This window comes from Armatimonadota bacterium, assembly GCA_031081585.1.
GTDB lineage: Bacteria > Sysuimicrobiota > Sysuimicrobiia > Sysuimicrobiales > Humicultoraceae > Geohabitans > Geohabitans tengchongensis.
Genome location: JAVHLY010000001.1, coordinates 215,812 through 229,167, shown reverse-complemented (window position 1 = coordinate 229,167; position 13,356 = coordinate 215,812). Strand labels below are relative to the sequence as shown.

The window sequence follows — 13,356 nt, the reverse complement described above, 5'->3', positions numbered from 1 at the left end:
CCTCCCGCGGCGTTTCCCCCAGGTGGTCGACGCCGAGCTTCACCAGGTAGAGGCCGCCGAGCAGCAGCAACCAGCGGTTCCGCACTACCCAGGAGGCCAGGAAGAGCATGAGCCCGCGCCCGAGGTAGGCGCCCAGCAGGCCCACCTTGAGGGCGGCGGGCCGCTGCCCGCCCAGGAGGCGGTGCACCGGTGCCTGGAGGAACTGCAGCGGGCGGGGCCACGGCACCGGCTCGTCCGGCGGCAGGTGGGCGACCATCGCCCCCAGCACCGCCGCGTTGTCGATGGAGAGGATCCCCTCCAGGTAGATCAGCTGCAGGACGATGAAGACGACGACCCACGGGTCGGGCATCGAGAATCCAGCATAGCCCATCGCGGACGCCCTGTCCCGTGCGGCGTCAGCGGGCCAGCGAGCGGACGAAGAGCAGGAAGGCGGCCAGGGCGACCTGGAGGAGCAGCGCGAGGCCGAAGAGCGCCTGCCAGAGGGGCGCCCAGCCCCGGGTCAGGGCGAGAGCCAGGCCCGCAGCGGCCAGGAGGAGCCCGGCCAGGAGGGCCACGGCACCGCGGGAGGGCGCGGCGACCTCCGCAGCGGCCGCCGGTGCCGGCTGGGGCGCCTCGGGCGGGGAGACGTAGTAGGGAACGTCCGTGACCACGGTGATGCGCCCGGCGCGGCTGCGGCGGAGGAAGAGCGCGGCTTTGAAGAGCAGCGCGGTCTGGTTGTGCAGCAGGAAGTGCCACCAGCGGCTGGGGACGAACTCGGGGAGCACGATGGTCAGGTACTGGTCGAAGCCCACGCGCCACTCCAGCTCGGCCAGGTAGTCGAGGAAGGGCCCGAGCACGGAGCGGTAGGGGGAGGGCAGCACGCGCAGGGGGATGCCCAGCCCCCAGGTCTGCCAGCGCTCGCGCAACTGGGCCGTCTCCTCCGGATCGACCTCCACGTGCACCGCCGTCACGTCGTCGCTCAGCGAGCGGGCGTAGCGCAGGGCCGGCAGGACGGCGCGGTTGATCCCGCCGACCGGGACGACCACCTTGTGGTGCACCTCGGCGGCCGGCGGCCGCGCCCCGGCCAGGCTCAGCTCCCGGCGCAGCTGCAGGTAGTGGCCGTAGACGGCGCGCATCGCCGCGACGAACAGGGGCAGCACCCCGGCGACAATCCACGCCCCCTGGGCGAACTTGGCCACGAGCACCACGCCCAGCACGACCGCCGTCGCCGCAGCTCCCGCCAGGTTGATCAGCAGGCTGTGCACCCACCCCCGGCCCCGCCGGCGCCACCACCGCCGCACCATGCCGCTCTGGGAGAGCGTGAACGAGAGGAAGACGCCCACCGCGTACAGCGGGATGAGGCTATGCGTCCGCGCGTCGAAGAGGACGATCAGCCCGCCGGCCAGCACGGCCAGGGCGACGATGCCGTTAGCGAAGACGAGCCGGTCGCCCAGGTTGCGGAACTGGATGGGGAGGAAGCGGTCGCGGGCCAGGATCGAGGCCAGCCGCGGGAAGTCGGCGAAGCTCGTGTTGGCCGCCAGGATGAGGATCATGGCCGTGGCGGCCTGGACGACGTAGTACGCCGGACCGGCGCCCAGGATCAGCCGGGCCAGCTGGGAGACTACCGTCTCCTCCTCCACCGGCACCACCCCCAGGTGCGTGGCCAGCCAGGTGAGGCCGAGGAAGAGCGTGCTGAGCACGGCGGCCATCCAGAAGAGCGTGATGCCGGCGTTGCGTGCCTCCGGCGGGCGGAAGGCCTGCACGCCGTTGCTGATCGCCTCGATCCCGGTCATGGCCGCCGACCCCGAGGCGAAGGCCCGCAGGAGGAGCATGAGGCTCAGCGGCTGGACCACCGCCGCCTCGGCCGGCAGGCGCGGCCGCACCGGCGGGGCCTCCCAGGTCCGCAGGAGGCCCAGGGCGATCAGCGCCAGCATCGACCCGATGAACAGATAGGTGGGGACGCTGAAGATCGTCCCCGACTCGCGCACCCCGCGCAGGTTGACGAGCGCGATCACGGCGACGGCCAGCAGCGCCAGGGCCACGCGGTGGCCGAAGAGCGCCGGCACCGCCGAGGTGATGGCCGCCACGCCCGCCGAGACGCTCACCGCCACCGTCAGGATGTAGTCGATCAACAACGCCGCGGCGGCCACGAGCCCCGGCCACACGCCCAGGTTGTCGCGGGCCACGATGTAGGCGCCGCCGCCCGAGGGGTAGGCGTGGATGGTCTGGTGATAGGAGAAGGCCACGATGAGCAGGACGGTGGTGATGGCCAGCGCGATGGGCCAGGCCAGGGGCAGCGCGGTCGCCCCGGCGGCCATCAGCACCAGCAGGATCTCCTCCGTGGCGTAGGCCGAGGAGGAGAGCGCGTCGGAAGCAAAGACCGCCAACCCCTGGATGCGGTTGAGGCGCTCGTGGACCAACCGCTGGGTGGGCAGCGGCGGACCGATGAGCACGCGACGGAGCGTCGCCAGCGCCATGGTGAGGCCCTGCAAGGTGAGGCGGTGGCCGGCGGGAGCGGGCCGGTGAGCCCGCTCCCGCGCCCGTCCCCCGGAGCGCGGCGCGCCGGGGGAAGGCGCGCGGCGCCCGGGGACGGCGTGCCTAGCTCCCGGCCACCTCCCCCGCCACGCGCGGGCGCACCTCCTCCCGGCCCAGCGCCGTGCGCTTGCTCAGGTAGACGCCCACGGCGATGACGAGGAGGGCCAGCAGGGCCACCCCTCCGCGCACCTCCAGGCTCAACGGCCGCACGATCACCGGGGCGATGAGGATGGCCACCAGGTTCATCACCTTGATCAGCGGGTTGAGAGCCGGGCCGGCGGTGTCCTTCAGGGGGTCGCCCACCGTGTCGCCGATGACGGCGGCCTTGTGCGCGTCGGTGCCCTTGCCCCCCAGGTAGCCGTCCTCGATCTTCTTCTTGGCGTTGTCCCAGGCCCCGCCGGTGTTGGCCATGAAGACGGCCAGCAGCTGCGCGGTGAGGATGGCCCCCGCCAGGTAGCCTCCGAGCGCCCCCGCGCCCAGCCCGAACCCCACGAGCACCGGCGCGCCGATGGCCAGCAGCGCCGGGCTGAGCAGCTCCCGCTGCGCCGCGCGGGTGACGATGTCCACGCAGCGCGAGTAGTCGGGGCGGGCCCGCCCCTCCATCAGGCCCGGGATCTCCCGGAACTGGCGGCGCACCTCCTCGACCACCAGGAAGGCGGAGCGGCCCACCGCCCGGATGAGGAAGGCGGAGACGAGGAAGGGCACCGCGCCGCCGATGAGCAGGCCGACGAAGACCTGCGGCAGGTTCACCTGGATGCCCACCCGGTCGAGCAGGGCGCGGACCGCCGCTCCCGCCGCCTGCAGCTGCTCGGGGCTCACCAGCAGGCGGGCCTCGCCCACGAAGGAGCGGAAGAGGGCGATGGCCGCCACCACCGCCGTGGCGATGGCGAAGCCCTTGGTCAGCGCCTTGGTGGTGTTCCCCACGGCGTCCAGCCGCGCCACGATGCGGCCCGCCGTGGTCTCCCCGCCCCGCTCCACGCCGGACATCTCGAAGATGCCGTTGGCGTTGTCCACGATGGGGCCGTAGGTGTCCATGGCCAGGATGAAGCCGGTGGTGGTGAGCAACCCCAGCCCGGCCAGGGCGATGCCGTAGGCGGCCAGCGCCGGGTCGCCGCCGAAGATGGCCATTGACCCCAGGATGGTGGCGGCGATGGCCACGATGGCCCACACGCTGCTCTCCAGCCCCGTGCCCAACCCGGTGAGCAGCATGGTGGCGGGACCGGTGCGGGTGGCGTAGGCGATCTCCCCCACCGGCCCGCGGTCCTCGTGGGTGAAGAGCTCGGTGAGCCAGCCGATGACCAGGGCCAGCACGATACCCATCAGCGTGGCCAGGAAGAAGCGGAAGTCCGGGGTGCCGGTGACGGGATCGCGCAGGTAGAGCCAGTTCACGAGGCCGAAGCCCGCCACGGAGAGGAGCGCCGAGGCGTAGAAGCCGCGGTTGATGGGCCGCATCGGGTCGCCCACCTCCTCGTCGCTGCCCCGGACGAGCCAGGTGCCCACGAGCGAGGCGAAGACGCCCACGGCGCGCACCGCCAGGGGGAAGAGGATCAGCTTGAGGGCGAAGGCGCTGGCGGCGGCCATGCCCCCGTAGCGCTCGATGAAGGCGGGCTCGAGCAGGGTCGCCGCCCCCAGGATGATCGCCGCCACCAGGGTCACTTCATAGGACTCGAAGACATCGGCGGCCATCCCGGCGCAGTCGCCCACGTTGTCCCCCACGTTGTCGGCGATCACGGCGGCGTTGCGCGGGTCGTCCTCGGGGATGCCCACCTCCACCTTGCCCACCAGGTCGGCCCCCACGTCGGCGGCCTTGGTGTAGATCCCGCCGCCCACGCGCATGAAGGCGGCCACCAGCGAACCGCCGAACCCGAAGCCCACCAGCACGCGCATGGCGTCCTCGCGGAAGAGCATGAACATCACCGTGGCGCCGAGCAGCCCCAGCCCCACCGTGAACATCCCGGAGATCGTCCCGGCCTGGAAGGCGATCTCCAACGCCTCGCGGTAGGAGCGGCGGGCGGCGCTGGCCACCCGCACGTTGCCCTGCACCGCCGAGGTCATCCCCACGTAGCCGGCCCCGTAGGAGGCGAAGCAGCCGAGCAGGAACGCCGCGGCCACGCCCAGGGCCAGGACGGGCCGGTCGGCGTAGATGGGCCGGTAGAGGACGTAGAGGCCGCCGGTGACCAGCACGACGAAGGGCAGCATCGCCCGCAGCTGCCGGCGCAGGTAGGCCAGCGCCCCCTCCTGGATGGCGCCGGCCACCGTCTGCATCTCGCGCGTCCCGGGGTCGCGCCGAGTGACGCGCGCCCGCAGCCACCACCCATAGACCAGGGCCAGCACGGCGGCGGCGAGCACGGCCCAGAGGATGGCCTGCTCCACCCCGCCGAAGTGCGGCAGGCGGAGTTGCGACTCGCTCAGTCCCTGTCCTTCCACGGTCGTTCCCTCCTCGCGCGCGGACCCCAAGCTGCCGGGGCCTGTCGCTGCCTACACCCTCCGGGGCCCGCCGGCGTGCGCGGACGCGCCGTCACCGCAACAGCGGGGCGATGACGATGGCGATGACGGCCATCAGCTTGAGCAGGATGTTGAGGGAAGGCCCGGCGGTGTCCTTGAACGGGTCGCCCACGGTGTCGCCCACCACCGCGGCCTTGTGCGCCTCCGAGCCCTTTCCGCCCAGGTGGCCCTCCTCGATGTACTTCTTGGCATTGTCCCAGGCCCCGCCGGCGTTGGCCATCATCACCGCCACCAGGAAGCCGGTCACGATGGAGCCCCCGAGCAGCCCGGCCAGCGCCTCCCGCCCGAGCAGGAACCCCGTCACCACCGGCACCACCACGGCCAGCAGGCCGGGGAGGACCATCTCCCGGATGGCCGCCCCCGTGGCGATGGCCACGGCGCGGCCGTAGTCGGGGCGCGCGTCGCCGTCGCCGCGGAGCAATCCGGGGATCTCGCGGAACTGGCGGCGCACCTCCTCCACCATCTGCATGGCCGCCCGCCCCACCGCCGACATGGCGAAGGCGCTGAAGAGGAAGGGCATCATCCCGCCCAGGAAGACGCCCACCAGCGTCAGCGGGCTCAGGAGGTTGACCGTGGCCACACCGGCCACCTGCCCGTAGGAGACCAGCAGCGCGAGCGCGGTGAGGGCCGCCGAGCCGATGGCGAACCCCTTGCCGATGGCCGCGGTGGTGTTCCCCACGGCGTCCAGCGCCTCCGCCCGCGCGCGCACCTCGCGCCCGAGTCCCGCCATCTCCGCGATCCCGGCGGCGTTGTCGGCCACCGGGCCGTAGGTGTCCGCCGCGAGGGTGATCCCCAGGGTGGAGAGCATCCCCACCCCCGCGAGCGCGATCCCGAAGATGCCGGCGACCTGGTAGGCGATGAGGATGGCCGCGCCCACCGCCAGCACCGGCACGGCCACGCTCACCATGCCCAGCGCGAGCCCCGCGATGATGTTGGTCCCGGACCCGGTCACCGCCGCCTGCGCCACCGCCCGGGTGGGCCGGGCGTGGCTGCTGGTGTAGTACTCCGTGGCGAAGCCGATGACGACGCCGGCGACCAGCCCGGCCAGGAAGGCCCACCAGACGGCGAGCGCCCCGTACAGCCACCAGCTCAGCCCTGCCGCCAGGACCGCCGTGAGCCCGGTCGCCCCCACGATGCCGCGGTTGAGCGCCGCCTGGGGCGAGGCGGTGCGGCCGGAGACGACGAACGTCCCCAGCAGGCTGGCCACGAGCCCGACCGCCGCCAGCAGGAAGGGGGCGGCCGCCCCGCGGGCGTCGCCGCCCGCCACCCCCAGGGCCAGGGCGGCGATCACCGAGCCCGCGTAGCTCTCGAAGAGGTCGGCCCCCATCCCCGCCACGTCCCCGACGTTGTCCCCCACGTTGTCGGCGATCACCGCCGGGTTGCGCGGGTCGTCCTCGGGGATCCCGGCCTCGACCTTGCCCACCAGGTCGGCCCCCACGTCGGCGGCCTTGGTGTAGATCCCGCCGCCCACCCGGGCGAAGAGGGCCACGGACGAGGCGCCGAAGGAGAAGCCGAAGACGACCTCGGGGTTGCGGTGGAAGAGCACCCAGAGGAGCGAGATGCCGAGCAGGGCCAGCCCCACGACGGAGAAGCCCATCACCGCGCCCGAGCGGAACGCCACGGTGAGCCCTTCCGGGATGCCCCGCCGCGCGGCGGCCGCGGTGCGCACGTTGGCCAGCGTGGCCACGCGCATCCCGACGTTGCCGGCGGAGGCCGAGAGCACGGCCCCCGTGACGAAGGCCACGGCCAGCTCCCAGCGCAGGGCCACGGCCAGCAGGAGGGCGACGACCAGCACGAAGAGGGCGAGCACGCGGTACTCCAGGGCCAGGAAGGCCATCGCCCCCTCGCGGATGGCCGCGGCGATCTCGCGCATGCGGGCGGTCCCGTCCTCGCGCCGGCGGATCCACCGGGCCGTGACGGCGGCAAAGACCAGACCGAGCACGGCCGTGCCGGCCGCGCTAAAGGCCGAGGTCTCCACAGGTACGGGCATCGTCGCTCCAGCCGCCCACCACAGGGCGGGCGCACGACGCGCCGGCAGATCTGCCGGCGCGCACAGCCCGAGATGGGCCAAAAACGGTCATTGTCTGGGCCTTGAACGAGCTCGTGAAAGCCCGGGCCGACTGTAGCACCTCTCGCGAAGGAGCGTCAACGGACGGGGCCGAGGAAGAACGGGGGAGAGGAAGGCGCGGTGGCCGGAGCGAACCAGCCGCGGTGACCCCGCGTTCCAGAGAGCAGGCCTTGCTGTGCCGTCGAGCGCACGACGCCCGTAGAGGAGGCAGGATGTCGTCTGGCGGTCATGACCACCCGGTTCGCTCACGCTCCCCGGTCCTCCACCGCCGACTCCAGGTTGCGGTGACCTTCCTCAAAATCGCCGTCATGGCGCTTGGGGCGGGGAGCGCGATGGGCATGGTCCCTGCCCAGGCGGGAGGCGGCGCACAGGCGGCGGCGCCCGTCGTGGCGCAGGCGCCTGCGCCGCTCACGCTGCCCGCCGCGGTAGCGCAGGCCGTGGAACGCCACCCGCAGGTGCACGCGGCCGCCTCCGCCGCCCGCGCCGCGGAGGCGCAGGTGCGCCTGGCCCGGGCGGGGCTCGGTCCGTCGGTGCTCCTGACCGGAGGCCCCAGCGCGAGCCCGGCCGGCGTCTCGGGGACCCTCTCCGTCGGCGTCACCTACCTGGTCTACGATGGGGGCGTCCGCCAGGCGCAGATCCGTCAGGCGGAGGCCCAGGCCGAGGCGGCCCGGCTCGGGCTGGAGGCGACGCGGGCCGAGGTGGCCTTTGCCGCGGTCCAGGCGTTCATGAACGTGGTGGCCGGCGAGCAGGTGGTGGCGTTGCGGGAGCAGGCCGTGGCCCAGGCCCGCACCCAGCTCCAGGCGGCGGAGGCCAACTTCCGTGCGGGACGCGTCGCCCGCGCCGACGTTGTCCGGGCCGAGGCGGCGCTGGCGGCAGCGGAGGTGGACCTGCTGGACGCCCGCGGCCAGCTCGAGACCCGCCGCACCGCGCTGCGGACCGCGCTCGCCCTGGAGCCCGGCACCCCGGTGGCGGTGACGGCCCCGGCCCCGCCTCCCACCGTGGACGTGCCCGAGCCGGCCGCGGTCGAGCGCGCCCTGGCGCGGCCCGAGGTCGGGCGCGCCTTGGCCGAGGTCCGTGCAGCGGAAGCGGCGCTGGCCGTGGCGATGTTCCAGGGCGGGGTGACGGCCACCCTCGACGGCCGCTACGTCCTAGTGGGGACCGGGACCGGCACGGCCGCCGGCGGGGCCTGGTCTGTCGGGGTCGGGCTGTCGCTGCCTGTGTACGATGCCGGCCGCCGCGCCGCCCAGGTGGAGCAGGCCCGGGCGGCGCTGGACACCGCGCGGGCCCGCCTGGAGACGCTCCGCGCCCAGGTGCGGCAGGAGGCGGTGGCCACGCGAACCCAGGCGCTCACGGCGGCAGCCAAGGTCGAGGCGGCGCGCCGCTCGGCGGAGGCCGCCCGCGAGGCGCTGCGCGTGGCGGAGGGCCGGTACGCCGCCGGGGTCGGGACGCTGCTGGAAGTGACCACGGCCCGCACCGACCTGGCTGCGGCCGAGACCGCGCTGGCCCAGGCGATGGCCGACCGCTGGACGACGCTGGCGGCCTTCCGGCGGGCCACGGCACAGGCGGTGCTGCCGTGATGCGCAAGGCGCTGGTTGTGGCGGGCGTGCTGGCGGTGGCCGGGCTCTTCGCCTGGCGTACCGCCGAAGCGCTGCGCGCCCGCTCCGCCCAGGAGGCTCCTCCCGGGCCCGCGGGCGCAACCGGCGTGCGCGGGCCGCGGGCCGTCCCCGTCCAGGTGGCGCGGGTCCGGCGGGCCACCCTGGAGGTCCGGCGGACCTTTGTCGGGGAGGTTGTCGCCGAAGCCCGGGTGGACGTCCAGCCGCGCATCAGCGGGGTCGTGGAGGCGGTGCTCGTCGCGGAAGGCGACCGCGTGGCGGCGGGCCAGGCTCTCGTGCGCCTCGACCCCAAGGAGCTGCGCTTCCAGGTGGAGCAGGCCCGGGCGGCCGCGAACACCCAGCGCGTCCTGGTGGAGCAGGCGCGCGGGGCCATGCGCACCCAGGCGCTGGCGGTGGAACAGGCCCGGGCCGCGCTGGCCACCCAGCAGGCCCGCCTGGCCCAGGTGCTGGCCGGGACCCCGCCGGAGCAGGTGCGGCAGGCGGAAGAGCAGGTCCGCCAGACCCGGGCCAGCCTGGAGTTCGCCCGCGCGCAACTGCGGCGGATGGAGGACCTGTACGCACAAGGCTTCGTCTCCGGCCAGGCGGTGGAGTCGGCCCGGCTGGAGGTGACGATGCAGGAGACCCGCCTGCGCACCGCCGAGGAGCAGCTGGCCCTGCTGCGGCGCGGGCCGCGGCCCGAGGAGGTGGAGGTGGCGCGCGGGCAGGTCCGGCAGGCGGAGGTCGCCCTGCGGCAGGCGGAGCAGCAGGCGGCGCAGGCGGCCGTGGCCTACCGTCAGGCGCAGAGCCAGTTCGCGCAGAGCCAGGTGGCGTTGCGCCAGGCCGAGAACCTCCTCCGGGAGAGCGTCGTGCGGGCACCCACCGGCGGCATCGTGGGGCGGCGGCTGGTCGACCCGGGTGCCACGGTGACCCCGGCCACGCCGCTGCTGCAGCTCGTGGACGTCGATCCGGTCTTCCTGGTGGTGCCGGTGGCGGAGCAGGACCTGGCGGCGGTGCGCCCCGGCACGCCGGCGGTGGTGCGCCCCGACGCACTTCCGTCGCGCCGCTTTGCGGGGGAGGTCACCTCGGTGAGTCCCGTCCTGGCCCCGACGACGCGCACGGCGGAGGCCCGGATCCGCGTCCCCAACCCCGAGGCTCTTCTCCGCCCCGGGATGACCGCGCGGGTCGAGCTCCTGCTGATCCGGCGCATAGGGGCCCTCACCGTTCCCGCCGAGGCGGTCCTCGAGCAGAACGGCGTCCGATCCGTCTTCGTCGTCGAGGATGGGACGGCTCGCGCCCGCCCGGTGACGGTGGGCGTCAGCGACGGCACCCGCGTGGAGGTCGTGCGCGGCCTGCAACCGGGCGAGATGGTGGTGGTGGCGGGACAGCTTAACCTGCGGGACGGCAGCCGGGTGATCCTGCCAGGCGCGCGCGGGCCGGGCGGGCGCGGGCCAGGCGGGAGCGGCCGAGGGCCCGGCGGCCCGCAGCCGGGGAGGTCGCCGTGAACCTGCCGCGCCTGGCCATCCACCGCCCCATCGGGACGGTGATCGTCTTTGCGGTCATCCTCCTCGTGGGGCTGAGCGCGTTGGCGGGGTTGCCCATCGACCTGCTCCCCGACATCTCCTTCGCCCGCCTCACCGTCTCCACCACCTACCCCGGCGCAGGACCCGAAGAGGTCGAGAACCTCGTGACGCGCATCATCGAGGAGGCGGTGAGCACCGTCGCCGGGGTCCAGGACGTCTTCTCCACCTCCTCGGAGGGCCGATCGAGCGTCACCGCCGTCTTCCCCGCCGGCACCGACATCGACGCGGCAGCGAACGACCTGCGGGCGGCCATCGAGCGGGTGCGCCGCCGGCTCCCCGATGGCGCCGACGCGCCCGTTGTCTTCAAGTTCGACCCGTCCCAGTTCCCCATCGTGCAACTGGGCCTGGTGGCCCGGGACCCGCGGCTGCAGGTGGCCGACCTGCAGCAGCTGGCCGAGGACCAGGTCCTCTTCCGCCTGGAGCGGGTCCGGGGGGTGGCACAGGCGGCGCTCTCGGGCGGGGTGCGCCGGCGCATCCTGGTCGAGCTGGACCAGGGGCGCCTGCGCGCGCTCGGCCTCTCGGAGCGGGACGTGCTGAACACCCTGGCGGCGGCCAACCTGGCGGCGCCGGCCGGCGAGGTCACCGAAGGGACCCGGCGGCTGGGCCTGCGGGCCTTGAGCCGCTATGAGCACCTCGACCAGATCCGCCGCACCGTCGTCACCACGCGGAACCGCGTCCCCGTCTACGTGGCGGACCTGGCCACGGTGTCCGAGGGGACGGAGGAACCCACGGGGCTCGTGCGCGTCAACGGCGCCCCCGGCGTGCTCCTCTCCATCCAGCGGCAGCCCGGGGTGAACACGGTAGCGGTCTCCGACGGGGTGCTGGCCGTGGTGCACCGCCTCAACGCCACCCTGCCCGGAGCCTCGCTCGTCGTCATCGGGGACAACGCGCGCTTCATCCGCCGCAGCGTCCGCTCGGTGCTGGAGGCCACCGTCATCGGCGGGGCGCTGGCGGTGACGGTACTCTTCCTCTTCCTGCGCGACCTGCGGACGGTCGCCATCATCGGCGTGACCATCCCCATCGCCGTGCTGGCCTCGTTCGCCCTGATGTATGGCGCCGGCTACTCTCTCAACCTGATGACGCTGGGGGCGCTGGCGCTGGCCGTGGGGATGCTGGTGGACGCCAGCATCGTGGTGTTGGAGAACATCTTCCGGCACCGCGAGGCGGGGCGGGCGCGCCGCCAGGCCGCCGTGGCAGGGACCGAAGAGGTCGTCTCGCCCATTGTCGCCTCCACGGTGACCAGCGTGGTGGTCTTCCTCCCCATCATCGTGATCCGGGGCGAGGCGGTCACGACCCAGCTCTACTACCAGTTCGCCGTGGTGGTGGTCTTCGCCCTGGCGTGCTCGCTGCTGGTGGCGATGGCGCTCACGCCCGTGCTGGCCTCGTGGCTGCCCCCGCTGCGCCGGCAGGAGGAGCGCCCCTGGACGGCGGCGCTGAATGCGCGCTACCGTGCGGTGCTCCGCTGGGCGCTGCGCCACCGGCCGCTCGTGCTGGGCGCGGCGGCCGCGCTCTTCGTCCTGGCGCTGGCCACCGTCCCCCTGATCGGCCGGGAGGTCCTCCCGCCCACGGACGAGGGGGAGATCCTGGTCATCGGCGAGCTGCCGGTGGGGACCAGGCTGGAGCTGACCGAGCAGGCCCTGGCCCGCCTGGAGGCGCAGGCCCGCCGGATGGCCCCCGAGATCGAGGCGGTGACGCGCCAGGTGGGGTCGGCGGGCTTCGGCGGGCGCTCGCACCGCGGCATCCTGCGCATCCGCCTCCGACCCAAAGGGGAGCGGGCGCGCACCACCGAGGCCGTGGCGGCCGCCCTGCGCGGCACGCTGCAGCTACCCGGCGGCCGCGTGGTGGTGCGTCCGAGTGCCGGGGCGCTGAACATCCTGCGCTTCAGCCAGGTGGACGACCCCATCGCCGTGGAGATCCGCGGCCACGACCTGGACCAGGCCACCGCCCTGGCCCGTCAGGTGCAGCAGGCGCTCGAGCAGATCCCGGGGGTGACCGACGTCAGCCTGGCCCGGGAGGAGTTGATCCCGGAGGCCGTGCTGCGCATCGACGTCGAGCGCGCCGCCGCCTTCGGGCTGACGCCGAGCCGCGTGGCCGAGGCGCTGCGCACCGCCGTGGGGGGCGCGGTGGCCACCATCCTCCGCCGGGGCGGGCGCGAGACCGACGTGGTGGTGCGCCTGCGCGAGGGGGACCGGCGCAGCTCCCTCGACGTCCTGGCCCTGCCGATCCTCACCCCCACGGGGCAGCAGATCACCCTGGCCCAGGTGGCCCACCTGGAACGCGGCCTGGCCCCGGCCTCGATCTTCCGGCGGAGCCGCCAGCGGGTGACCACGGTCACCGCCGGCCTCAGCGGCCGCGACTACGGCAGCGTGATGGCGGACGTGCGCGCGCGCCTGGCCGGCCTGCCGCTCCCCGAGGGTTTCGCCCTCACCTTCGGCGACGCCTACGAGGAGCAGCAGCGCGCCACCCGGCAGCTCGTCGGCGGCTTCCTGGCCGCCGTCGGGCTGGTCTACGCGGTGATGGCCGTCCAGTTCGAGGCGCTGCTGGAGCCGCTCCTCATCATGGGGGCGGTGCCGTTTGCGTTGGGCGGGTCGTTGCTGGCGCTCTTCCTCACCGGCACGACGCTGAACATCCAGTCGCTCACCGGGCTCATCGTGCTGGTGGGGATCGTGGTGAACAACGCCATCGTGCTCATGGACTTCATCCTCACCCGCCACCGCCGGGAGGGCCGGCCTCTCTTCGAGGCTGTGGTCGAGGCCTCGGCCGCCCGCCTGCGCCCGGTGCTGATGACGACCCTGACCACGGTGCTGGGCCTCCTGCCCATCGCCATCGGCTTCGGTGAGGGGGCCGAACTCCAGGCCCCACTGGCCCGCAGCGTGCTGGGCGGGATGCTGCTCTCGACGCTGGTCACGCTGGTGCTCATCCCCACCTCGTACGTGAGCGTGGAACTGCTGCGCGAGCGGTGGCGCAGCCGCCGCGCCGTCCCCGCCCCGGTCCCGGCGCCTCCGCTGCCGGTCACCGGCGGGGGCAACGGCCCCGAGGCGGACGAGCCCCACACCTGACGGCGCGCACCCTCACAGCGCCGCGCCCGGCGGTCACA

7 protein-coding genes are annotated in these 13,356 nt (G+C 74.2%); 3 read left to right on the top strand and 4 right to left on the bottom strand.

Features of this window, described 5'->3' with window-relative positions:
• The 4 genes from RB146_01015 to RB146_01000 all read right to left on the bottom strand — a co-directional run.
• Window positions 1-349, bottom strand: a 349-nt coding sequence (locus RB146_01015) for a tellurium resistance protein TerC (GenBank protein MDQ7827562.1), incomplete at its 3' end; no start/stop codon positions are given.
• A gap of 46 nt (window positions 350-395) precedes the next feature.
• Entirely contained in the window at window positions 396-2,456 is a 2,061-nt protein-coding gene (locus RB146_01010) for an APC family permease (protein ID MDQ7827561.1), read from the bottom strand.
• 121 nt (window positions 2,457-2,577) lie between these two features.
• Complete coding sequence (locus tag RB146_01005) at window positions 2,578-4,941, bottom strand: sodium-translocating pyrophosphatase (protein MDQ7827560.1); 2,364 nt, start codon at window positions 4,939-4,941, stop codon at window positions 2,578-2,580.
• 91 nt (window positions 4,942-5,032) lie between these two features.
• On the bottom strand, window positions 5,033-7,009 hold the full coding sequence (locus RB146_01000; GenBank protein ID MDQ7827559.1) for a sodium-translocating pyrophosphatase: 1,977 nt from the start codon (window positions 7,007-7,009) through the stop codon (window positions 5,033-5,035).
• Window positions 7,010-7,371: 362 nt separating this feature from the next.
• On the opposite strand from RB146_01000, the gene RB146_00995 reads away from it, so the two are divergent.
• From RB146_00995 to RB146_00985, 3 genes are read left to right on the top strand one after another with little or no spacing between them, the layout of a single operon-like run.
• Window positions 7,372-8,664 (top strand): TolC family protein, encoded by a 1,293-nt coding sequence (locus tag RB146_00995; GenBank protein ID MDQ7827558.1) that lies wholly within the window; start codon window positions 7,372-7,374, stop codon window positions 8,662-8,664.
• The gene (locus RB146_00990) at window positions 8,664-10,181 is read left to right on the top strand and encodes an efflux RND transporter periplasmic adaptor subunit (GenBank protein ID MDQ7827557.1); all 1,518 of its coding nucleotides are present in this window, start codon (window positions 8,664-8,666) and stop codon (window positions 10,179-10,181) included. Before RB146_00995 ends, RB146_00990 begins: the two co-directional genes overlap by 1 nt.
• Window positions 10,178-13,318, top strand: coding sequence for an efflux RND transporter permease subunit (locus RB146_00985; GenBank protein MDQ7827556.1), 3,141 nt, complete (start codon window positions 10,178-10,180; stop codon window positions 13,316-13,318). Before RB146_00990 ends, RB146_00985 begins: the two co-directional genes overlap by 4 nt.
• Window positions 13,319-13,356: the final 38 nt, after the last annotated feature.